At 46.2% G+C, this 23322-nt stretch carries 15 protein-coding genes, 1 other RNA gene, 2 pseudogenes and 1 riboswitch; of the genes and pseudogenes, 14 read left to right on the top strand and 4 right to left on the bottom strand.

The annotated features are described in order from the left end of the window. Positions 1-29: 29 nt before the first annotated feature. Both smpB and ssrA read left to right on the top strand, forming a co-directional pair. On the top strand, positions 30-497 hold the full coding sequence (gene smpB, locus C6Y45_RS08810) for an SsrA-binding protein SmpB (RefSeq protein ID WP_107584858.1): 468 nt from the start codon (positions 30-32) through the stop codon (positions 495-497). Between the two features lie 80 nt (positions 498-577). Then, positions 578-944, top strand: a transfer-messenger RNA (tmRNA) gene (ssrA, locus tag C6Y45_RS08815). A gap of 612 nt (positions 945-1556) precedes the next feature. Here the strand turns inward: ssrA and C6Y45_RS08820 are convergent. Then, positions 1557-2585, bottom strand: a complete 1029-nt coding sequence (locus C6Y45_RS08820; RefSeq protein WP_107584859.1) for a glycerophosphodiester phosphodiesterase family protein — start codon at positions 2583-2585, stop codon at positions 1557-1559. A gap of 269 nt (positions 2586-2854) precedes the next feature. Here C6Y45_RS08820 and C6Y45_RS08825 point away from each other — a divergent pair, with 269 nt between their 5' ends. Next, complete coding sequence (locus C6Y45_RS08825; protein WP_107584860.1) at positions 2855-4300, top strand: nicotinate phosphoribosyltransferase; 1446 nt, start codon at positions 2855-2857, stop codon at positions 4298-4300. Between the two features lie 104 nt (positions 4301-4404). Here the strand turns inward: C6Y45_RS08825 and C6Y45_RS08830 are convergent, their stop codons facing one another. Both C6Y45_RS08830 and C6Y45_RS08840 read right to left on the bottom strand, forming a co-directional pair. Next, the gene (locus C6Y45_RS08830) at positions 4405-5079 is read right to left on the bottom strand and encodes a hypothetical protein (RefSeq protein WP_107584861.1); all 675 of its coding nucleotides are present in this window, start codon (positions 5077-5079) and stop codon (positions 4405-4407) included. 582 nt (positions 5080-5661) lie between these two features. Further along, a pseudogene (locus C6Y45_RS08840) lies at positions 5662-7032 on the bottom strand (dipeptidase). A gap of 202 nt (positions 7033-7234) precedes the next feature. On the opposite strand from C6Y45_RS08840, the gene ilvD reads away from it, so the two are divergent. From ilvD to secY, 5 genes and pseudogenes are all read left to right on the top strand, one after another. Further along, positions 7235-8929, top strand: a complete 1695-nt coding sequence (gene ilvD, locus C6Y45_RS08845; protein WP_107584863.1) for a dihydroxy-acid dehydratase — start codon at positions 7235-7237, stop codon at positions 8927-8929. A gap of 284 nt (positions 8930-9213) precedes the next feature. Next, positions 9214-9326: riboswitch (SAM riboswitch) on the top strand. Positions 9327-9515: 189 nt separating this feature from the next. Then, the gene (locus tag C6Y45_RS08850) at positions 9516-10724 is read left to right on the top strand and encodes a homoserine dehydrogenase (protein WP_107584864.1); all 1209 of its coding nucleotides are present in this window, start codon (positions 9516-9518) and stop codon (positions 10722-10724) included. A gap of 28 nt (positions 10725-10752) precedes the next feature. Further along, entirely contained in the window at positions 10753-11175 is a 423-nt protein-coding gene (locus tag C6Y45_RS08855) for a hypothetical protein (RefSeq protein WP_160058260.1), read from the top strand. Between the two features lie 137 nt (positions 11176-11312). Beyond that, positions 11313-11858, top strand: a pseudogene (locus C6Y45_RS08860) (DsbA family oxidoreductase); the annotation flags it as partial. 360 nt (positions 11859-12218) lie between these two features. Next, on the top strand, positions 12219-13520 hold the full coding sequence (secY, locus tag C6Y45_RS08865; protein ID WP_107584867.1) for a preprotein translocase subunit SecY: 1302 nt from the start codon (positions 12219-12221) through the stop codon (positions 13518-13520). Between the two features lie 211 nt (positions 13521-13731). Here secY and C6Y45_RS17195 read toward each other — a convergent pair whose 3' ends face one another. Next, on the bottom strand, positions 13732-14046 hold the full coding sequence (locus tag C6Y45_RS17195) for a COG3415 family protein (RefSeq protein ID WP_146159166.1): 315 nt from the start codon (positions 14044-14046) through the stop codon (positions 13732-13734). Positions 14047-14308: 262 nt separating this feature from the next. On the opposite strand from C6Y45_RS17195, the gene C6Y45_RS08870 reads away from it, so the two are divergent. The 6 genes from C6Y45_RS08870 to gcvH all read left to right on the top strand — a co-directional run bounded on the left by C6Y45_RS08870 (position 14309) and on the right by gcvH (position 23207). Beyond that, entirely contained in the window at positions 14309-15691 is a 1383-nt protein-coding gene (locus C6Y45_RS08870; RefSeq protein ID WP_107584868.1) for a PQQ-dependent sugar dehydrogenase, read from the top strand. Positions 15692-16647: 956 nt separating this feature from the next. After that, a complete protein-coding gene (locus tag C6Y45_RS08875; RefSeq protein ID WP_107584869.1) occupies positions 16648-19032 on the top strand; it encodes a 3-hydroxyacyl-CoA dehydrogenase/enoyl-CoA hydratase family protein in 2385 nt (794 codons plus the stop codon). Positions 19033-19051: 19 nt separating this feature from the next. After that, a complete protein-coding gene (locus C6Y45_RS08880) occupies positions 19052-20233 on the top strand; it encodes an acetyl-CoA C-acetyltransferase (protein ID WP_107584870.1) in 1182 nt (393 codons plus the stop codon). A 20-nt stretch (positions 20234-20253) separates the two neighbouring features. Beyond that, positions 20254-22032, top strand: coding sequence for an acyl-CoA dehydrogenase family protein (locus tag C6Y45_RS08885; protein WP_107584871.1), 1779 nt, complete (start codon positions 20254-20256; stop codon positions 22030-22032). Positions 22033-22335: 303 nt separating this feature from the next. Further along, a complete protein-coding gene (locus tag C6Y45_RS08890; RefSeq protein ID WP_107584872.1) occupies positions 22336-22692 on the top strand; it encodes an arsenate reductase family protein in 357 nt (118 codons plus the stop codon). A 131-nt stretch (positions 22693-22823) separates the two neighbouring features. Next, entirely contained in the window at positions 22824-23207 is a 384-nt protein-coding gene (gcvH, locus tag C6Y45_RS08895) for a glycine cleavage system protein GcvH (RefSeq protein ID WP_107584873.1), read from the top strand. Positions 23208-23322: the final 115 nt, after the last annotated feature.

Below are 23322 nucleotides of genomic sequence, written 5' to 3' on the forward strand. Positions count from 1 at the left end.
CCCTGAACAACTGCAGAGGGGGGAAAAAGATGGCCACAGAAGGAAAACAGATTGCGCAGAACAAAAAAGCCAATCATGATTATCATATAGAAGAAACCTTTGAAGCGGGAATTGTGCTGACAGGCACTGAAATCAAATCCATCCGGAACCGGCGGGTAAACTTGAAGGAAGCATTTGCGAGAGTTTCCAACGGCGAAGTCTGGGTGCACAACATGCACATCAGTGAGTATGAGCAGGGAAACCGTTATAATCATGATCCTATCCGGCCGCGGAAGCTGCTTCTGCACCGAAAGCAGATCAATCAGCTGATCGGTCAGACCCAGCAGAAAGGCTACACTATTGTGCCGCTTAAGATGTACATTAAAAACGGCGTAGCCAAACTGCTTATCGGACTCGGTAAAGGTAAAAAGAAATATGATAAGCGGGAAGACCTGAAGCGGAAGGATGCAAAACGGGATATTCAGCGTGCAATGAAAGATGCCCAGCTTGGACGCTGACGGCTTGACTGTATATACAGGTGTGTTATAATTAGTAATAGAGTTAAGGGAAATATTCTCCTTAACGTTCTTAATTTCAAGGGGACGTTCTGGATTCGACAGGGATAGGTCGGACTTACGTGGCGAGTCGAGCTGAGTGTCCTCGTAAAAACGCTCACACGCCTATAGTTGGCAAACAAGAAGAAAACTTCGCACTAGCAGCGGCGTAACAACCCTGCTTGCGGTTCCTCCCTTCATCACCCACGTGAAGGTATAAGGGACTCACTCTAAGTGGGATACGCTGTCTTTCCTCCACCTGGGGAAAGACAGAAGAGACCAATCAGGTTAGCCATACGGAAGCCCGTTGATTGGCTGAAGTATCGGCGAATTATAATAAATCAACTACACTCGTAGAAGCGTAAGTCACGTTATCTCTGGACGCGGGTTCAATTCCCGCCGTCTCCACCATACATAGCCTATGGTGGTTTTTTTATGTTTGAGTGCTGTTGATATTACAGGGAACTCCGCTGCCAGTCAGCGGGCCGCGGAGGAGACAGCTGAAAGTTTGTTCCGCTGTAAGATAAAATAAAAAGCTGCAGACAAGCCTTTATTAACAGGGCTTTTCTGTCAGGTTGTTGAACAAGTGCTTTTTTAGTATAGATAGGCGGTTCTTTGCTTTCGCCTCCACAGGGCGCTTTCCGGGCGGGCCGGCTTCAGCTAATTTCTTCCTCCCAAACGGATCTTCTGCTCGTCCTTCATCGCCCCGGAGTCACCTGCTGCAGCTCCAGCAGGAAAATAAAAAGAAGGTTTCTCTTCTAAAAAACGTATTGATTCCGCCCTTTCTTCCATTCAGGAGAGGTTTTCCCTCCGGAACGTCCGGCGGGGACGCCGGTGGGAATAAGCGAAGTCGGAAGATCCTTTTCCATGGCCGCAGGGCAAACAGCTGAAGACAAGCCCACGGCAAGCTTCCGCCGGGGAGTGCAGGAGGGGCTATTACGCTGAAATTATTATTTTGAAAGCAGGACTTAATCAACACACTTGCAGACAAGCCCTTATTAACAGGACTTGTCTGCAGTTTTTTTATTCTCTTTCTTCAAGCACGTTCTGCATACGGTCAGGATAGTCGGTGAAAAGGCCGGTGACCCCCCAGTCGAGCAGACGGTCCATGTCCTCTTCTTCGTTAATAGTATAAACGTGAACCTCGAAGCCTTCATCGCGTGCAGTCTGTACGAAGGACTCATCAATGACTTCCGTACCGTCATAGTACTCAAGATGAAGCCCCATACCGTCAGCGTACTCAGCAATCTCAGCAAAGTCTTCTTCCGTCATGTCATCAGGGGCAGGCGTAATGTCGAGCCACTCTTCCATTTCGCCGGTTTCTTCATCCACTTCCCACCAGAGAAGCTGTACGAGTGGGATAGAGTCATTCAACTCTTTTATTTCTTCCAGGCTGTCCTGATGGAACGACTGAATAATAATATTCCCTGATTCATCAAAGCCGTATTCTTCGATCAGTTCCACCATCGGTTCTTCCATGTCCTCATTCAAATAAGTGGATTTTGTTTCGATATAATAATTTTCGGAGTCCCCGAATTCCTCAAAGATTTCTTCGAGTGTCAGAATTTCCACTCCTTCAAAGCTTTCATCCGCCTGATCCGGATATTCTTCATTAAACCAGGAACCGGCGTCAAGCTCCTTCAGCTCATCGAGCGTATGATCACCGATTTCACCTTCTCCGTCTGTCGTACGATCAATTTCATCATCGTGAAAAGCGACAAGCTCGCCATCAGACGTCATTTGAATGTCCAGTTCAAGCCAGTCAGCGTTCATTTCAATCGCTTTTTCAAGAGCCGGCATCGTTTGTTCAGGAGCGTGGCCGCTTGCTCCACGGTGGGCAATGACAGCTGCCTGACTCTCTTCTTCTTCTGAAGAGTCGTCATTCACTTCAGCCTCTTCATCATTTTCTTCCTGTACATTGTCTGCTTCGTTGTTTTCCGGCTCTTCTTCTGACATGTTGTTGTTCTGGTTTTCATTTACGTCTGATTGATCTTCAGCTCCGCATCCTGTAAGAAAAATTGCTGCTGCTGCGGTTAAGTAATACTTTTTCATCAAATCTCTCCTTTTTCCTGTTGTTGGATGTGTATGTTTATTGGAGGGACGTCCCGCAGAGTAGTATAGCAGACTCATAGGAACTTTCAATGGAAGAGGAATACCATTATGACACCGGGAAAGTAGGGTTTCTTCCAGCAAATAGCCAAAAGAAAATCATAATAACCAAATATATGTAGTATACTGATATAAATTAATTTAGAAATCATAAACTTCCTGGAAAAAAACCGTTTGAAAAAAGGTAATACTACGAAAAGGAGTGTTAAGAAATGAAATCTTACGAAGATATGGCACTTCATACAGACCTTTATCAGCTGACAATGATGCAGACCTATGTTTTAAAAGGGCTTCAGGATCAGAAAGTTGTGTTTGATATGTTTTTTCGAAGCCTGCCGTTCGGTCATGGCTATGCCGTTTTCGCTGGTCTCGAACAGATAATAGACTATTTAACGCAACTTTCGTTTTCAGAGGAAGATATAGCATATCTCAAGTCTCTCGGATTTAAGAAAGAATTCACCGACCTTTTAAGCGACTTTCGTTTTACCGGGGACGTATATTCGATGAAAGAGGGAGAGATTATCTTCCCGAATGAACCGGTGTTGACAGTGGAGGGACGGATTGTTGAAGCGCTGCTGATTGAAACGGCTCTTTTAAATATTTTCAACCATCAGACGCTTATTGCAACGAAAGCTTCCCGGATTAAGCAGATAACCGGTGAAAAAAAGACAGTAGATTTTGGAGCCAGGCGGGGGCATGGACCCGGGGCCTCACTCTATGGGGCGAGAGCTGCTGCTATCGGCGGGATGGAAGGCACCTCACTCGTCAAAGCAGGGAAAATGTTTCATATACCTGTTGTCGGAACTATGTCTCATGCATTTGTACAAAGTTTTGAAAAAGAACAGCAGGCATTCATGGCGTATGCCGAGGAAAACGAAGGAAACGTTGTACTGCTGGTTGACACATTTAATACATTAAAAAGTGGCGTGCCCAATGCCATCAGAACAGCAGAAGAGCTGAAAAAACGGGGGAAAAGGGTGGATGCGATCAGGCTGGACAGCGGAGACATGGCCTATTTATCGAAGGAAGCCCGTAAAATGCTGGATGGAAGTGGATTTCCGGACATTAAAATAGCTGCGTCAGGAGACCTGGATGAATATATTATCTCCGAGCTGGAAAGTCAGGGAGCAGCTATAGATATGTATGCGGTCGGGACGAAGCTGATTACCGCTTTCGATCAGCCATCGTTAGGCGGGGTCTATAAACTTGTGGAAGTGGAAGATGAAGGGAAAAGAAGACCGAGAATAAAGCTTTCGGATAACATAGAAAAAATTATTACTCCCGGCAGAAAAAAGCCGTATCGGATTCTTAACAGCAGAACCGGCAGAGTGGAAGGAGATTATATAGCTCTCGCTGATGAAAAAGTCCCGCAGCAGGGCAGAAACCTCCTGTTGTTTGATCCCATTTATACATGGAAACAAAAAACAGTGGAAGATTACGAAGCGGTAGAACTCCAGGAAAAAGTCATAGAGAAAGGAAAAAAGATTACGGTCCACCCGGATATACAGGAAATAAGAAGCTACAGGGAAAAGGCGTTAAGCCGTTTCTGGGAAGAACATAAAAGAAAAAGTAATCCGCAGGTGTATTATGTCGACCTTTCTGTGGATCTCTGGAGGCTTAAAAACAAGATGATTGAAGCAGCGCGCAGTTATTATTAGATGCAGTTTCCCTGAAACAGTGTTTATAAATCCTTACTGCAGCTTTTAAAATTGATATTTCCTGTTATGAACAGCGGTGTGAAAAAGAAAGCAGCAGCCGGAAATTAAGTCTGCCGCTGAAGTCGGTTTATAACGGTTCCGAAGCCTAATATGCAAACACCAGCAAAAATATAAAATCCTGGCTGCACAGTAACGAGAAATAAATGAGGCAGCCGTTCCACCAGGCTGATTAAAAACTGAATCAGCATCCATACGGAGAGAATATAAAAGCTTCCTGAATTCTCCTTGAGCCGGAAAAGCATAACCAGGCCGATAAAAGACACAATCATGGAATATAAAGCAGCAGGATGGGAAACCGGAAGCCAGGATATATCCACACCGGCCGGCTGTGTAAGGAAGGTATAAACAATATCTGCTGAAAACAGCACAAATGCGATACCGGATATAAGTGAGGCTGCACTCGTGCCTTTTTTCCGCATGTCATAAAGTACAGCAGTCAGCATAACGATAACAGCTGCAGCGGCTTCTCTGGTGCCGGAAGGATAACTGAGCACAACAAGTGGATCCCGGAAAAGCAGAGGAAGCTGGAACAGTCCTGTACTGAAAATTAATGTAAAAAGCCCCCACAGGTACGCATTCTGTACGCCGTCCCGTGCGGGCAGGTCTTCTTTTAAAGGAGAAAAATAACGCAGAAGAACAAAAGCTGCAGCGAACGCTGCCACAGCAAAGAGCATGTACAGCTGGATAAGCACCGGACCGACCATCCAGGCCTGATTCATAATAAACATTCCTTTCAGAGTAATCTCTGTTCAATATACGCGGAGGGAGTGCGCCTCCGCTATAAAAGTCTGTTGATAAAGTATTTTTTCATGTATGGATATACACTACCCAGCGTTCGCCTCCCGGGACGCTTTCCGGGAGGGCCGGGCTCAGCTAATTTCTTCCTCCCAATGCTCGGAAGAAATGGATCTTCGCCTCGTCCTTTATCGCCCAGGAGTCGTCCCTGCGGCTGCTGCAGGGAAATTAAAAAAGGTTTTTTGCGATGAAAAATCTCTCTTTATAAAGCTGTTTTCTCCAATAAAGAGATGGTTTTCTTTCCGACACGGCGGAGGCGCAGCGCAGTCAGACCACGGCGCAGGCCAAACAGCTGAAGACCAGCCCCACGGCAGGCTCGGTAAGAGAAGGAGCTTATACAACGACTGGAATAAATATTAGCCACCGATCATTTAATCAACAAACTGAAAAGTCTGTCCAGCCGAAGCTGGACAGACTTCTTAAATAATGATAAAGCGCTCAGTCTGGAATTACTCAGGCAGCCCACAGTGATTTCAGGAATATCCTGAAAGAGCAGAGGAGGCCGACTACATTCTGCCGGCACTTTGGTAAAAGCGGGTTAAAACATCCATGCCTTTGGCAAAATGCTCCAGCGGAAAGCTTTCATTCGGTGAATGGAGGTTATCTTCGGGGGTGCCAAAGCCGAGAAGAACGACAGGTATCTGGAAGAGACTGTCGATCGTTTCTACAACCGGAATAGAACCGCCGAGACGAACAAATACTGTTTCTCTGCCAAAAGCTTCGGCATAGCTGTCCGCTGCCTTCAAAAGAAGCGGATGGTTTGGATCTACTTTATACGCACGGGCAGCAAGTGCTTCCCGCTTAATTTCGGCTGTTACACCGGCAGGCAGATTCTTTTCAATAAAAGCCACGAGAGCGTCCTGCACCTGTTTCGGTTCCTGGCCGGGAACGAGACGGCACGTCAATTTGGCCGTTGCTTCTGAAGGAATGATGGTTTTCGTCCCCTCCCCCTGATAGCCGCCAAAAATGCCGTTTACTTCGAGAGTCGGTCTTGCCATCGTATGCTCTTTTGCGGTAAAGCCTTTTTCAGAAGCTGTTTACGGAATGCCGGTGGAAACAGGATAGTCCTCTCCCGGCGCCTCGTTCATAAGCTTACGTTCTTCACCGGTAAGGGTTTCTATCCCCTCATAAAAACCGGGAACCGTTACAGTTTCCTCCGTATTTTTCATAGAGGCAAGCAGCTGGGCGAGTGCCATTGCCGGGTTTTTAACTGCTCCACCGTAGAGACCGGAATGAAGGTCGCGGTCTGGTCCCTTTACTGTTACTTCAAGACCGGTAAAACCTTTCAGTCCGTAAAGAATAGTTGGAATTCCTTTATCCACCATACCCGAGTCGGAAATCAGGGAAAAATCTGCTTTCAGCAGTTCCTGGTTATCTTCTAAAAAGCTGTACAGGTTTTCACTGCCGATTTCCTCCTCTCCTTCGATAATAACTTTTACATTCACGGGCAGGCGTCCCTCTGTCTGCATCATCGCTTCAAATACGGCCAGGTGCATGAATACCTGTCCTTTGTCATCACTGGCCCCGCGGGCAAACAGTCTTCCATCACGCACTGCTGGAGAAAACGGTGGTGTTTCCCATAATTCATACGGGTCGGCCGGCTGCACATCATAATGACCGTAAAAAAGTGCAGTCGGCGCTCCCTCCGCTGCCTGGCTGTATTCTGCATACACGAGAGGATGACCTCCAGTTTCCCGTCGTTCTACAAGGTCAAATCCGATCTCATGTAAATAATCCATTAAAAAGACGACTGCTTCGTCCATACTTTCTTTTTTGGATGGATCTGTACTGATGCTGTCAATGGCCAGGAAGTCTCCCAGCTTTTTTAATAACCTTTCTTCATGCTCTTTTAAATACTGCTGTACTGCTTCACTCATGAAGCTTCACTCCTTCGTCTGTCAAATCAATCATCTGTTTCTAAGTTTACCTTTCCAGCAGAGCTGGTGCAAATATGAACGCATCCTGTCTGAATACGAAGTGAATTCTGAAAACTCATTGCATCAGTGTGTAAAAGTAGTTAAGATAAAGGTTATAGTTCAAGCAAGTATTTGACCGAAAGCAGGAAAGGATGACGAGAAGATGAGTGAAGAAAAAGATCTGAGGATCCGCAGCAAAGTAATCAGTGAAGGGGCAAACAGAGTACCTAACCGCTCTATGCTCCGCGCGGTCGGGTTTGGAGATGAAGACTTTAAAAAACCGATGATCGGGGTGGCCAGTACGTGGAGTGAAGTAACTCCATGCAACGTACATATAGATAATCTGGCCCGAAAAGCTAAAGCCGGCGCATCAGCCGGCGGCGGAGCACCGATGATCTTTAACACTATAACGGTTGCAGACGGCATCGCGATGGGGCATGAAGGGATGAACTACTCCCTGCCGAGCCGGGAAGTGATCGCCGACTCTATCGAAACGGTCGTAGGAGCGGAGCGTCTGGACGGGGTTGTTGCTATCGGGGGCTGCGATAAAACAACTCCTGCCTGTGTTATGGCCATGGGGCGTTTAAATCTTCCGGCCGTTTACGTATACGGCGGAACAATTGCTCCGGGTAAACTTAATGGGGAAGATATCGACATTGTTTCTTCTTTTGAGGCGGTCGGCCAGTATCAGGAAGGGCTGATCGATGAGGAACAGCTGCATAAAGTAGAATGCAGTGCCTGTCCCGGTGCCGGCGCATGCGGAGGCATGTATACAGCCAATACGATGGCTTCTGCTGTAGAAGCTCTCGGGATGAGCATTCCCGGCTCTTCCTCCACTCCTGCTGTCAACGACTACAAAGAAGAAGAATGCCGTCAGGCCGGAGAACTCGTCATCGATCTTTTGAAAAAAGATATTTATCCACGCGATATTATGACGAAGAAAGCCTTTGAAAATGCGATTACAGTAGTTATGGCACTCGGTGGTTCCACGAACGCATTTCTTCATTTGACGGCGATGGCCCACTCTGCCGGAGTAGCACTGGACTTCGATGATTTTGAGCGGATCAGAAAACAGGTTCCTCACATTGCTGATCTGAAGCCGAGCGGTAAATACGTCATGCAGGACCTTTATGAAGTAGGGGGCGTTCCTGCCGTAATGAAAGTACTTCTGAAAGAAGGGCTTCTCCACGGCGACTGCCTGACAGTTACCGGGAAAACGATGGCGGAGAACCTGGAGGAAGTACCGGACTTGAAAGAAGGACAGAAAGTTATTCTTCCATTTGACAAGCCTTTCAAAAAAACGGGGCCGCTTGTCGTGCTGAAAGGTAATCTCGCACCGGAAGGCGCCGTTGCTAAAATGTCCGGACAGAAAATCAGCCGGTTTGAAGGAAAAGCGAAAGTATACGACAGCGAAGCCGACGCGACATCTGCCATTGAAGGCGGAGAAATTGTAGAGGGAGACGTTCTCGTTATCCGAAATGTCGGGCCGAAAGGCGGACCGGGGATGCCGGAAATGCTGTCTATCACGGCAATGATTGTAGGCCGTGGACTCAATGGAAAAGTCGCTCTCATGACGGACGGACGTTTTTCCGGTGGTTCCCACGGGTTTGTTATTGGCCATATTTCTCCGGAAGCAGCCATGGGAGGTCCGGTAGGTCTGCTTCAGACAGGAGATAAAGTTACTATCGACAGTGACACTCAGGAAATTAACATGCACGTGGACGAAGAAGAGTTGAGCCGTCGGAAAGCAGCATGGACTGCTCCGGAGCCGAGGTACAAGACAGGCATTCTCGCGAAGTACGCCCGCCTCGTTTCCTCGTCTGCCAAAGGGGCGGTAACCGACGCCGACCTCGACTAACAAAGGTGAAAACTCCACCGGTCACCCCGGTGCAGAACAGTTGGAATTTCCTCGTTTGTAGAGCATATGCATTCGAAGATGAAGAGCCCGGCAGAAAGACGTCCCGGTAAATCAGGGGCGTTTCTGCCTGCTCTTTTTTGTGTTCGTAAATAATAGCGAACTTTTTTATAGTACTTAAAAAAGTGATTGACCATTGCAGCTGCAGAGTGTTAATATTCTAACAACTCATATTTATTAACAGAGTTCAGCCGGCAGGGCATGGATTCTGCAAAAATAATATAATTCTCTTATCCAGAGCGGCGGAGGGACTGGCCCGAAGAACCCGCGGCAACCATCAGGTGAATTCCTGGAAGGTGCCAAATCCTGCAGAATACAATTGTGTTCTGAAAGATGAGAGAGCGGAATATTTTATTATTCTTAGTCTCTCTATCTTTTTCAGATAGGGGGATTTTTGTTTTTTTGTGGAGAGGCCCTCAGAAGCCGGACTCTATATGAAGCAGACTTAAAAGTATGAAAGAACATTGTTCGAATAACCAGACGAGCCGGAAGAGACCGGCCGGATAGATAAAAGAGGAGGGTATCATTGATGAGTGGACAGAAAAAGCTGGCATTAGTAGGATTTGGTACGGTCGGGAGTGGTGTTTACGAAGTAATGAAAGCAGAAGTGAGAAAAATTGAGCGGCTGGCCGGCTCATTTTCCATTCCACTGGTCATCGTAAAGGATACCGATCGGAGCAGGAACGTACATCCGGAGACACAGGTCACAGATGATATCGAAGAGCTGTTTAAACAAAATATAGATACGGTGGTGGAAGTTTCCCCGGATGCCGGAACAGCTTATCCTGTAGTCCGCAGACTTCTGAAACAAGGAATTACTGTAGTGACAGCCAACAAAGAGCTGGTGGCTCTGCACGGGGAGGAACTTTTATATATTGCGGCCATTAATAATGCACGGCTGTACTTTGAAGCTGCGGTTGCAGGCGGTATTCCGGCTCTTACAAGCATCCGCCATACGCTGAAAACAAATAAAATAGAAAGAATAGAAGGAATCGTCAATGGGACGTCGAATTTCATACTCACAAAGATGAGAGAAGAAGGCACTTCTTTCGAAGCAGCGCTTGCCGAAGCACAGGAGCTTGGGTACGCTGAAGCAGTGCCGGATAAAGACGTTGATGGATGGGACGCCTGGTATAAAACGGTTATTCTAAGTCAGTGGATTCATGGGAAAAATCCCGACTGGGCAGAAGAAAAACCGCATGGTATACGGGGGATAGACGTAAGGGATCTTCACCTGGCAGCATCCTTCAGTGGAAGAATTAAGCATACAGCTGTTCTGGAAGGCACAGCGGCTTCTGTTGCTCCGCGTTTTGTAGAGGCTGATCATGCTCTGTACGGGGTGGAGGGAGTCAACAACGGCCTGAACGTTCAGGGAAGTATCGTAGGATCGCTGCTTTTTCAAGGGGCAGGTGCCGGTAAGTATCCAACGGCGAGTGCAGTCATTGAAGATGTAATTAATCATTGGACGAATACCGCAGAGGCAGAGCCGCCGGTTTCCGACGAGGAGCCGGAAAGAACAAGCGGAGAGCCGGAACCATTTCCTTATTGGTTTATTACAGGGACCGGTCTGGATCAGCTTCACGGTATAGTTTCGGATATTCATACGGAACACGGGAGAGAAGGAGTTTTCGTGCATGGAGAGAAAAAACAGTTTCACAAGGACGGACTGCGTGTATATCCGGTAACCGGCACACTGAAAGCAGGCGTCCAGATAAAAAAGCAGGCGGTCTGTTCCTAGGAGGCTGCTGAAGTTTAAGGGGGCAGCGGTGATGAAAGAAATTCAGTCCTTTTTGAAAAGTGCCGTCCTCAGAAAAAGCAGCAGGTGTACATTTGAAGAAGTATACCGGAACAGGATACATTATGTGGCGTCCCTGAAGGAAAAACAGGCATCCTTCCCCTTATACGGAACGAGGTACCTTTCCTACGTGGAGGAACATAAAAAATCCCGTGAACGGACTTTAATGAAGGTGGTCCGGCTGCTGGAGCACAGTTACGTGGAAGGCCACCGGATAATTATCAGCGGACTGCCTTCCGGAAAGGATGCCCTCTGTATTGCGGCAGGATTTCTTTTGTTGTTGAGGGAAGCGGAAAGTTTACCTGAAGCGGCTGTGATGCTTAAACGTCTGGATCCTTCCATCGATCCGGCTCCCCTGTGTAAAGAAACGTGGCTGAACGAGCTGCTGGTTTAAGGAGTATAATTCTTCAGGAGTTTATAATGCTACGAAAGATAAACGCTTATAATGAGCGAACCATTAATATGGAGAGGAGAAAAACAATGACCGTAAAAGTAAGAATCTACAGTGATTTCGTCTGACCTTTCTGCTATTTAGCGGAGGTTCCGCTTTTTGAGGCAATAGAAGGAAAAGACGTAGAGGTGGACTGGCTGCCTTTTGAGCTCCGGCCCTATCCCCATGAAACATTGAGCCCTCACAGTAACTACATCCAGCAGGCATGGCATCAGTCGATCCTGCCTCTGGCAGAAAAGTTAGGCGTAACGATGAACTTGAATATGACGGATCCACAGCCTCATACGCATTACGCCCATGAAGGGCTGCTTTTTGCTAAAGAATTTCATAAGGGAAATGAATATGCCCACCGTGTTTTCAAGGCTTTTTACGAGGATGGAAAAGATATAGGTGATCTCCAGGTGCTGACAGAGCTGGCAGAAGCCAGTGGACTTCCCGGGGACAAATTCCTTAGAGCGCTTGAAGAACGGCAGTATTCCGAAAAAAGACAGGCATCTATACGCCGTGCCCATCAGGAGGACAATGTCCAGGCCGTCCCTGCTTTTATCATCGGAAACAACAAAATGACCGGCCTGCAGTCAAAAGAAGCCTATGAAGAAGCTGTGCGGAAGGCGGAGACGTCCTGAACAGCCGGCCTTTTTGTTCAGAACGGCAGAGGAAAATCAGTATAGGATAAATGATGAAAAGCTGCCTGTATTTTCAGGGCAGCTTTTTAGGCATGATTCTTTCAGTAGGGGAGAGATCCCTCCTCGGTCGCCCGGAGGCTCTAAATACGAAGTTTAATAGACTGTTATTAAATTTTTTTCACGATAGGTAAAATTGTCCACGCACCTCCTGCTTGAATATGATAGACTAATAAGGCAGTATTTTTCTGAATAGTCGATAGTTCCAAAGCTTTACAAAGATGCAGGTGATAATAAATCGCAGAGCACATAACGAATGTGCAGCATCGTATATATTTGAAATGAACAGAGGTGTAGATGTTTATGTTTAATGCATTACAGGGGATGTTCCGCGCAGGAGATCTGCGTAATAAAATCTTATTCACGCTTTCCATACTGGTGGTATTCCGTATTGGGGCGCATCTTCCGGCGCCGGGTGTCAACGCTGATGCCGTCGATTTTGAAGGACTGGCAGCGTTAGGTTTTCTTAACCAGTTCGGCGGCGGTGCACTGGAAAACTTCTCAATTTTTGCGACGGGAATTATGCCATACATTACTGCGTCGATTATCGTGCAGCTCCTTCGTATGGACGTAGTACCTAAATTTGCAGAGTGGTCCCGGGAAGGGGATGCAGGACGCAAGAAACTGGCACAGGTTACAAGGTACGGAACAATCGGTATCGCTTTCGTTCAGGCACTCGGTATGTCTATTGGTTTCAATAACATTATGCCGGGTCTTGTACCGGATCCGTCCATTGCAACATACCTGCTTATTGCTATTACTCTTACCGGAGGAACAGCATTTCTTCTGTGGCTCGGTGAGCAGATTACGGCAAAAGGTGTTGGAAACGGGATTTCCATCCTCATATTCGCAGGTATTGCGGCGGGTATTCCGAACGGTGTTATGCAGCTTTATTCCATATACATTGTGGATGCGGGCGAACAGCTGTTTATGAATATAATTATTGTTGCCTTGATTGTACTTGCAATTCTCGCAGTGGTAGTAGGTGTTATTTACGTTCAGCAGGCAGAACGTAAAGTGCCTGTACAGTATGCGAAGCAGGTTGCTGCCGGCGGCCGTGCCACCGGCGGACAGTCTTCCCACCTGCCGATAAAAGTAAACGCTGCAGGGGTAATCCCGGTTATCTTTGCGATGTCTCTCTTTATTTTCCCACCGACTGTAGCTAACTTCGTAGGAGAAGGCAGTCCTATTGCAACGTGGGTCGTCCAGACTTTCGATTACACGAATCCAATCGGGATGGTGGTGTACGCCCTCTTAATCATTGCTTTTGCGTACTTCTATACGTTCGTACAGATGAATCCAGAGCAGATGGCACAGAATCTTCAGCGACAGAATGGATTTATCCCGGGAGTGCGTCCGGGTAAAGCAACGCAGGATTATATTGTAAAGCTTCTTTACCGTCTGACGTTCGTCGGATCGCTTTTCCTAGCGACTGTAGCTATCCTTCCGCTTATTCTCGGGCAGCTTGCAGGACTGCCTCCAGCGGTTCAGATTGGTGGTACAGGTCTTCTTATCGTAGTCGGTGTAGCGCTTGATACAATGAAACGTATCGAGAGCCAGCTGATTGACAGACGATACACAGGATTCATGAAACGATCCTCCTGATAAATCATAGAAAAGCACTCCGGTTTTTACCGGGGTGCTTTTTAGGTTTTAAAAATGTTTCCTATTAGTAAATATATAAGTTAAATATATAAATCCGATTTATAGTCGCATGCAAAGACGGTCGATGATCGCTTCGTGCCTGTGGCTGATATCGCGGATGAATTCCCTTACTTTCAACGTGATCTTTTGGACATTCGGAAAGAAGACATTATTAATCACCGATTCTTTTAACCATTTCCCCAAACCCTCCATGAGATTTAGCTGAGGGAAGATTTCTTTTCAGAACTTTCGCTGTTTTTCCTGAGGAATGCCCGATGGTGAGTCCAGAGAGCCCGTTCTTTTGATATGTCGCAATGTAAATGCCCACCGTTTCTACATGTCGATCGAGAATTTGTGCAATCTCGTACCGTTTACAGCCGCTTAAAAACAAAATAAACGGCCTGGTACCGTTCCGTTCAAACATTCGGCGATCTTTCGTCTGTCGCATCGCTTCTTGGATTTCCTCGAGTTCACATTGCATATTCATGATGCATACCCTTCCACGGTGATTTTCTTTCCTCTTTCCGTTTTGGAAGTTTCGGAAGCTTTAACTCAACTTATATAGCAGCTTTTCTTCATTCCAGGATTAGTATGGTCCGGTTTTGTCTAATTTTGGATAATTAACAGGCCTTGTTTATAAACCAGGCTTTAGAGCTGGGTTTTATAAATTTTTAAAAAGGGAAATGCAACTTAAGTAATAGTACAGTTATAAGAATTAAGAAACTTATTATGGAAAGGTTGATTTTAGAATGAAAAAACTGAAGAGAAACGGCCTGCTTGCTCTCTCGCTTTCTACTGTGATGGTGGTTGCAGCATGTGGCAATGATGATACTTCAGACGAGGAATCAACGGATGACTCTAATGCTGGAACAGAAGAAAATACTGAGTCGGATGCCGGAGCAGAAGAAAATGCTGACGAGGGCGCTGATGAAAGTGCAGAAGATGATGGAAGTGCAGAAGATGAACCAAAAGTTACTGAGTTTGAACCAGCATTTCCAGAACAAACAAGAGCACCTGAAGTAGAGACTGAAACAGAACTTAATGAGGAAGTTGTTGTTGAAGATCTTGGTGTGTCCTGGGGTATGGAAGAGTTTGATACAAACCGCTTACTTGTTACGCAGAGAGATTCAGCCGAACTTCTTATTATAGACCTTGAAGATGGTTCTGTTTCAGATCCAATCGAAGGTACACCAGAAGTAAATAACGAAGCTCAAGGTGGGCTGCTTGATGTAACCATTGCACCTGATTTTGACGAATCAAGATTAGTATTTATGACGTTTGCTCAAGATATTGAAGGTGGTACTGTTACTGCTGTCGGTAAAGGTGTTCTATCAGAAGATGAAGCTTCACTTGAAGATTTTGAAGTTATCTTCCAGGCAGAACCAGCATATGATGGTTCCTTACACTACGGTGGGCGTATTATCTTTGATGATGAGGACAACCTGTTCTTAACAACTGGTGAGCGTTCAGATGATCCAATCCGCGAACGTGCACAAGACTTGGATGCTTACCTAGGTAAAGTAATTCACATTACACAAGATGGAGAAGCAGTAGATACGAATCCATTTGTCGAAGATGAAGACGCACTGGATGGTATTTACAGCTACGGTCACCGTAATATTCAAGGTGTGGACTTCCACCCTGAAACAGAAGACTTATGGATTGTTGAATTCGGTCCAGAAGCTGGGGATGAACTTAATATTATTGAACCAGGCGAGAACTATGGATGGCCAATTGTTTCTTATGGTCTCGAGTACAGTGGTGAATTTGTCAATGAAGGCATTTCAGAACACGAGGAGCAGGGCTTTGTTGAACCAGTATATTATTGGGATCCAACAAGTGCACCAAGTGGTATGTCATTCTATGATAACGACGCAATTTCTGAATGGGAGAACGACTTGTTCATCGGTGGTTTAGCGCCGAACTATATTGTACGTGTCGTAATTGAAGATGACCTCATCGTTGGAGAAGAGCGTCTATTAACGGAAGAAGGCGAACGTTTCCGTGATATTCTTGTAACTGAGGATGGCGCGCTTATTGCAACCACTGATGACGGTAAGATTTATCAGATTACTGCAGCAGATGAAGGTGACGCAGTTGAAGACACAGAAGAAGACGACGATGCTGAATAATTTATTATTCTCTAAAAGCACCCAACCTTAAGTTAATGTCATTAACTTAAGGCGTTTGACAATATTAAAGAAGCAGGCATTTATGGAAATCCCTGAATGCCTGCTTCTTTTTTGCTGCCTGTGCAGATTGAAAAAATAAAGGTGGTATGATTGAAATGATTCGGTGGACATACAGAGCTGCGGACAGCGAAAGGAGGATATAAGGAAGGTGTCTATCATACAGAAAACAATGGAAGCGTTCAAAGATTATTGAGAAGAAGGCCAGGTGATTCACCTGGAAGATATTCGTGAAGTCACCCCCGAGAAGTTTACACGCAAGTGGAAAAAGAACCCTTACAAGCTCATGCTTCAAATGTTTGCCCCGTGATTACTGCCACAAAATATTAACACCTCTGGCATCTTTCTTTCCATTAAATGATAGAGTATATACCACGGACTGACAACAGACGTACCCATATATAATTTCTTAAAGACAGGGGGGGATGCTGGTCTACAGGCATTCTTTCAGATCTGGTGTTTTGTGCGGGACTGCCGGAGAGCTCTCATACTAATGGAATAATTAATTCATTAGTACGACTTAATCAAAACTCCGAAAAGGGGATGTCCTGTAAATGAGAGAGCACGGCTTAGCGCGGACTAAACCCTGTCAGATAAATCCAGGTATGACAGGGTTTTAAAACCTTGGTCCGGCTCCGCTCGTGCTATTCAGGCTCTCTCTATGCTCCTTTTGAGCCAGCCTCTTTCAGATAAAAGATAAGACTTAACGGAGAAAAGAATTAAGCGGACGTTGTTTTAATGGAGAAGAAAAGAACGGAAAAATCATTGAAGAAATTTTTTGACATTTCTTGTTGCATAACGGCAGGAAATTATATATAGTAAAAGAAGCGAAGGAAATATTTTTTTAAAGTAAAAATGAATGATTATTCATTCAAAAATAGACTGCAAGGAGGTTTCACATGTCACGTCATATTAAAAAAGCAGCAGTGCTCGGCTCTGGAATTATGGGATCAGGAATCGCAGCTCATTTGGCAAACATTGGAATTCCAGTACTTCTTCTGGATATCGTACCGAAGGAAGAACAGGATAGTGGAGGCAGTGTAGCAACGAAGGAAAAGAAAAAAGCCCGGAATAAACTTTCGGCAGAAGCTGTGAAAAAGTTGAAAAAGCAGAAGCCCGCCCCTCTCTCACGTTCGGAAAATGCGGATTTAATCGAGCCGGGCAACTTTGAAGACGATATGCACCGGCTTCAGGAAGTGGATTGGGTTATTGAGGTAGTAGTAGAAAACCTGGAGATAAAACAAAAGGTTTTTGCCCAGGTGGATGAACACCGTCAAAAAGGATCAATTATCAGTTCCAACACATCCGGAATTTCTGTGGAAGCTATGGCAGAAGGACGTTCGGAAGATTTTCAGAAGCACTTTCTCGGCACTCACTTTTTTAACCCGCCGCGATATTTAAAACTCCTGGAAGTAATCCCGACAAACGCCACAGACCCGCAGGTGCTTTCCTTTATGAAGCAGTTTGGTGAAGATGTTCTCGGCAAAGGAGTAGTGGAAGCGAAAGACACGCCTAATTTTATCGGTAACCGGATAGGCACTTATGGTCTTCTCGTGACAGTCAGGGAAATGATGAAAGGCGGCTACTCGATCGGTGAAGTGGATTCTGTAACCGGACCAGCGATCGGACGTCCGAAAAGTGCTACTTTCCGTACGCTGGATGTTGTAGGTCTCGATACGTTCATGCACGTAGCGGAAAACGTATATGCACAACTGGAAGGGGAAGAGAAAGAAGTTTTTGACCCGCCGGCATTTATGAGAAAAATGATTGACGAAAATATGCTGGGCAGTAAAACAGGAAAAGGTTTTTATCAAAAACAGAAAACAGACAAAGGCAGCGAAATTTACGAGCTGGACTATGAATCCATGGAATATGTACCGCGCCGTAAAATGAAAGCGCCTTCCGTACAGCAGAGTAAGCAGGCGAAAGGAAAAGCAGCTAAAATCCAGACGCTTGTATATGCAGATGATAAAGCCGGCCAGCTTGTCTGGAATATATTAAAGCCGACTCTGCTTTATGCAGCAGAAAAATGTTATGAAGTAGCCGATTCCCTGTACGATGTGGATCAGGCGATGAAATGGGGCTTCGGATGGGAACTCGGACCTTTTGAAACATGGGATGCGATTGGCGTCGAAAAATCCGTCAACCGTATGAAAGAAGAAGGAGAAGAGATTCCGGAATGGGTGGAAAAAATGCTCGCAGAAGGCAGAACGAAATTCTACGAGGGACACGCCCGCTACTATCAGGAAGGCAGCTACAAAGATGCCGCGATAAATAAAAAAGTAATTCATCTGAAAACCACTAAAACAGACAGCAGCGTCGTGATGAAAAATGCCGGAGCCTCACTGATAGATATCGGCGATGATATTGCTGTACTTGAATTTACATCACCGAACAATTCGATCGGCCTGGACGTCATGCAGATGATCAACAAGTCTGTTGACGAAGCGGAAAAGAACTACAAAGGTCTCGTGATTAATAACCAGGGTAAAAACTTCTGTGTCGGGGCGAACCTGATGATGATGCTCATGGAAGCGCAGGATATGAACTTCCCGGAAATTGATCTCGTTGTCCGGCAGTTCCAAAACTCCATGGCGAAAATCCGCTATTCTGAAAAACCGGTCGTAGCGGCTCCGTTCCAGATGACGCTCGGCGGCGGGACGGAAGTCTGCCTGCCTGCAGCAGGAATTCAGGCTTCCATGGAAACATACATGGGTCTCGTTGAAGCAGGTGTCGGACTGATTCCGGGGGGCGGAGGGAATAAAGAACTTTACCTTCGTCATGTGAACAGCCTGCCGGAAGGAACGAACATTGATCTTCAGGCGGTTTCGAATAAGGTTTTTGAAACAATTGCAACAGCAAAAGTCAGCACAAGTGCCCACGAAGCGGAAGGACTCGGATTTATCCGGCCGCAGGATGATATTAGTATTAACGGAGATCACCTTCTTCATGATGCGAAGCAGAAAGCGCTTTACTTGTATAACCAGGGCTACCGTGCACCAAAACGGGAAGCGATTCCGGTTGTCGGGGAGAGAGGATACGCTACAATGCTGCTTGGGGCAAAGACAATGAAATTCGGAGGACACATTTCTGACCACGATCTGAAAATCGCAGAAAAACTGGCCTTTGTTCTTGCAGGCGGACGTGTTCCTTACGGTACGAAAGTAGATGAACAGTACCTGCTTGATTTGGAAAGAGAGGCGTTTCTCAGTCTTGTAGGTGAGCCGAAAACCCAGCAGCGTATGCAGCATATGCTGACAACAGGCAAGCCGCTGCGCAACTAGTTGAAGGAGGGGATCTGAAGTGAAAGAAGCAGTTATAGTTGCAGGAGCAAGAACTCCTGTCGGAAAAGCGAAAAAAGGAACGTTTGCCAGTGTCCGTCCGGACGATCTGGCTGCGGTTACCATAAAAGAAACATTAAAACGTGCAAATAACTTTGACCCGCAGCGTGTGGAAGACGTTATTATCGGCTGTGCCATGCCGGAAGCAGAGCAGGGGATGAACATGGCAAGAAACATTTCCGCGCTCGCAGGCCTGCCGCAGCAGGTGCCGGCTATTACGATCAACCGCTACTGTTCCTCCGGCCTGCAGAGTATTGCATACGGAGCGGAGCGGATTATGCTCGGTCAGTCGGAAGCAATCATTGCCGGTGGAGCAGAATCCATGAGCCTGATTCCCATGGGAGGGCATGTCATCGCCCCAAACCCCTCACTCGTGGAAAATGCTCCTGAATATTACATGGGGATGGGCTTTACAGCAGAAGAAGTAGCTAAACGCTACGGAGTCTCCAGGGAAGACCAGGACGCCTTCGCGGCTGAAAGTCATAAACGTGCAGCAGACGCTGTGAAAAACGGTCGTTTTGATGATGAAATTGTGCCGGTCCCGGTAACACTCCGGGGAGTGGACGGAAATAATAAGCTTTGGGAAAAAGAAGTGACTCATTCCCGCGATGAAGGGATCCGGGAAGATACAACGAAGGAATCGCTGGGGCAGCTTCGCCCTGCTTTTAACCCATATAATGGAACAGTAACAGCCGGGAATGCTTCCCAGATGAGTGACGGTGCAGCTTCTGTTCTCGTGATGGACCGGGAAAAAGCTGAACAGGACGGTCTGCAGCCACTCGTGAAGTTCCGTTCGTTTGCCGTGGCAGGTGTTGCTCCGGAAGTGATGGGTATCGGGCCGGTCGAAGCAATTCCAAAAGCCGTCAAACAGGCAGGGCTTTCTCTTGAGGATATTGGTCTGTTTGAACTCAATGAAGCGTTTGCTTCCCAGTCTCTCCAGGTGATACGTCATCTAAACCTTGATCATAACAAAGTTAACGTCAATGGCGGGGCGATTGCACTTGGTCATCCACTCGGATGTACCGGTACAAAGCTGACATTAAGCCTTATTCATGAAATGAAGCGCCGTAATGAACAGTTTGGTGTAGTCACAATGTGTATCGGAGGCGGCATGGGTGCCGCAGGCGTGTTCGAATTACTTTAAACTTGAGAGGATGATAAAATATGGCAACAACCGAACGAGTAAAAGGCGGCGGATTCCTGCTTGAATCCCAGACAGCAGAAGACGTTTTCACACCGGAAGACCTTACAGAAGAGCACAAGATGATTGGAAAGACGACAGAAGACTTTGTTAAAAACAAAGTTCTTCCGGAGATTGAGTATATCGAAAATCATGAATTCGATCGTTCAGTCCGTCTGTTAAAGCAGGCAGGAGAGCTCGGACTGCTTGGTGCAGACGTGCCGGAAGCTTATGGCGGGATCGGACTTGATAAAATCAGTTCTTCTCTTATTACCGAAAAATTCGCTCTTGCAGGCTCTTTTTCCCTGACGCAGGGTGCCCATGTTGGTATCGGTTCTCTTCCGATTGTTTTCTTTGGAACAGAAGAACAGAAACAACAGTATCTTCCGGCACTTGCTACCGGAGAAAAAATTGCAGCCTACGCCCTGACGGAGCCGACTTCCGGTTCAGACGCACTGAGCGCAAAAACAACGGCCGTGCTGTCTGACGATGGCTCCCACTATGTATTGAACGGTGAAAAGCAGTGGATCACGAACGCTGGTTTTGCAGATGTGTTTGTTGTTTATGCAAAAATTGACGGAGAAAACTTTTCCGCTTTCATCGTAGAAAGAGAGTATGACGGAGTTTCTGTCGGTCCGGAAGAAAAGAAAATGGGTATAAAAGGTTCTTCCACCAGAACATTGATTCTTCAGGATGCCAAAGTACCGAAAGAAAATCTTCTCGGACAGGAAGGCAAGGGGCACGTTATAGCCTTTAACATTTTGAACATTGGGCGCTACAAGCTCGGCGTGGGATGCATCGGCGGAGCAAAGCGTGCCATCGAAATTTCCGCAAAATATGCAAACGAGCGTAAACAGTTTAAACTGCCAATTTCAAAGTTCACATTGATTCAGAAAAAACTTGCTGAAATGGCAGCAAAAACGTATGCGATGGAAAGCACGATTTACCGCACCGGAGGCTTGATTAACGACGCTTTTGAAAGTCTTTCCGAAGAAGAGCAGAAAGACGGAGAAGCCGTCGGCAATGCAATTGCAGAATATGCTGTCGAATGCTCTCTCAATAAGTTTTTCGGTTCGGAAGTGCTCGACTTTGTCGTGGATGAAGCGGTGCAGATTCACGGGGGATATGGATTCATGGCAGAGTACGAAGTGGAAACAATGTACCGTAACTCCCGTATTAACAGAATCTTTGAAGGAACAAACGAAATTAACCGGATGCTCGTTCCGGGAACGCTCCTCCGCAAAGCGATGAAAGGAGAGCTTCCTCTGCTTGAACAGGCACAGGGTCTGCAGGAAGAACTTATGATGATGATGCCGGAAGAAGCTGGTGATGAGCCGCTTGAACAGGAGCGCTACCTGCTTGCCAATGCGAAGAAGATTTTCCTTATGATTGCAGGGACAGCTGCCCAGAAATATGGAGAAAAGCTGCAGAAAGAACAGGAACTTCTCGCCAATACAGCAGACATCGTTAACGAAGTGTTTAACATTGAATCGATGATTCTCCGTACAGAAAAAGCGATGGCTGCTTCCGGAGAAGAAAAATCTCATCAGAAGCTTCTCATGACGCAGGTGTACACGCAGGAAGCATTTAATAACATTGAAGCTATTGCAAAAGAATCTCTTGTGACACTTGAAGAAGGAGACAGCCTGCGTACAATGCTGTCGATTCTGAAAAAACTGACGCGCCACACGCCGATCGATCTTATTCAGAAAAAGCGTGAAATTGCTAAACGTGTCATCGAAGAAGAGCGCTACGTCGTTTAGGTTATTATCAAATTTAGGGCAGTTCCCTGTCCTAAAATACTATAAACACTCTTTCTGAATGCAGAAAGAACATTCTCTCTTGAAGAAAGGCCCGGCTTCACGTCTCCCCACGTGATTCCGGGCTCTTTCTTTGTGAAATCCCGTTTTAATGCACTGTGCATTATTAGAGAAATTTCGTTTCCACTTCGTACTGCATCGTAATTCCTGAAATGCCGGAGGGGTTTTTCTGAATCTGGAATAAAAAAGGGTGTGCGCACGAATCCAGGAACCGCTACAATAGAAGATAACGAAAGGAGTGATCATATGGGTTTAACTTTTTATCATTACCCGAAATGTGGAACTTGCAGAAAAGCAAAAAATTGGCTGGATAACAACGAGGTGAGCTACGAAGAAATAAATCTTGTGGAAAATCCGCCGGAAAAAGAACAGCTCCGGGAAATGTACCGGGAAAGCGGACTTCCGATCCGCCGCTTCTTCAATACGAGCGGTAAAAAATACCGTGAACTCGGATTGAAGGATAAAATTGGAGAATCTTCTGAAGAGGAACTGCTGGAGCTTCTCGCTTCCGACGGTATGCTGATTAAACGTCCTCTGGCGACAGACGGGGAAAATATTACGCTTGGATTCAAGGAAAAAACGTATGAAGAGGCATGGAAATAACTACAATGTGTTGCAGGGAGAAAGCGGCATGTATTATAGTGGAAAGGAAGACAACTGTTACCTGCCGTTACATAAACCTGCGGCCGCAAGAAATCTCGAATTGATATTACATTGATGGAGGGATCGATCTTATGAGTCTGCCAAAAGATATGAAGTATTCAGAGGAACACGAATGGGTAAAAGAAGAAGATGGAAAAGTACGCATCGGTATTACAGATTTTGCCCAGTCCGAGCTCGGCGATATTGTATTTGTAGAGCTGCCGGAACCGGGAGATGAACTGGAAGCAGGAGAACCGTTTGGAAGTGTTGAATCAGTAAAAACAGTATCTGAACTGTATGCACCGGTGACAGGAAAAGTCGTGGAAATTAACGAAAGCCTGGAGGACGAGCCTGAGCTTGTAAATGAATCTCCTTACGAAAAAGCATGGATGGTCGTTCTGGAGCCGTCAGACACGAGTGAGATGGACAAGCTGATGGATGCGGATGCCTACAAGGAAATGATTGACGAAGATTAATAAAAAAGCCTGTTCCCGGTCAGCCGGCAACAGGCTTTTTTGCTGAAACGCGCCAAAAACAGTGTGAAAAGGTTTTAATAAAGCAGAATTCAGGGAATGACAGCAGTATTAACCG

Origin of the sequence: Alkalicoccus saliphilus, assembly GCF_003044065.1 — a bacterium.
In the GTDB taxonomy this organism is placed as follows: Bacteria; Bacillota; Bacilli; order Bacillales; family Salisediminibacteriaceae; genus Alkalicoccus; species Alkalicoccus saliphilus.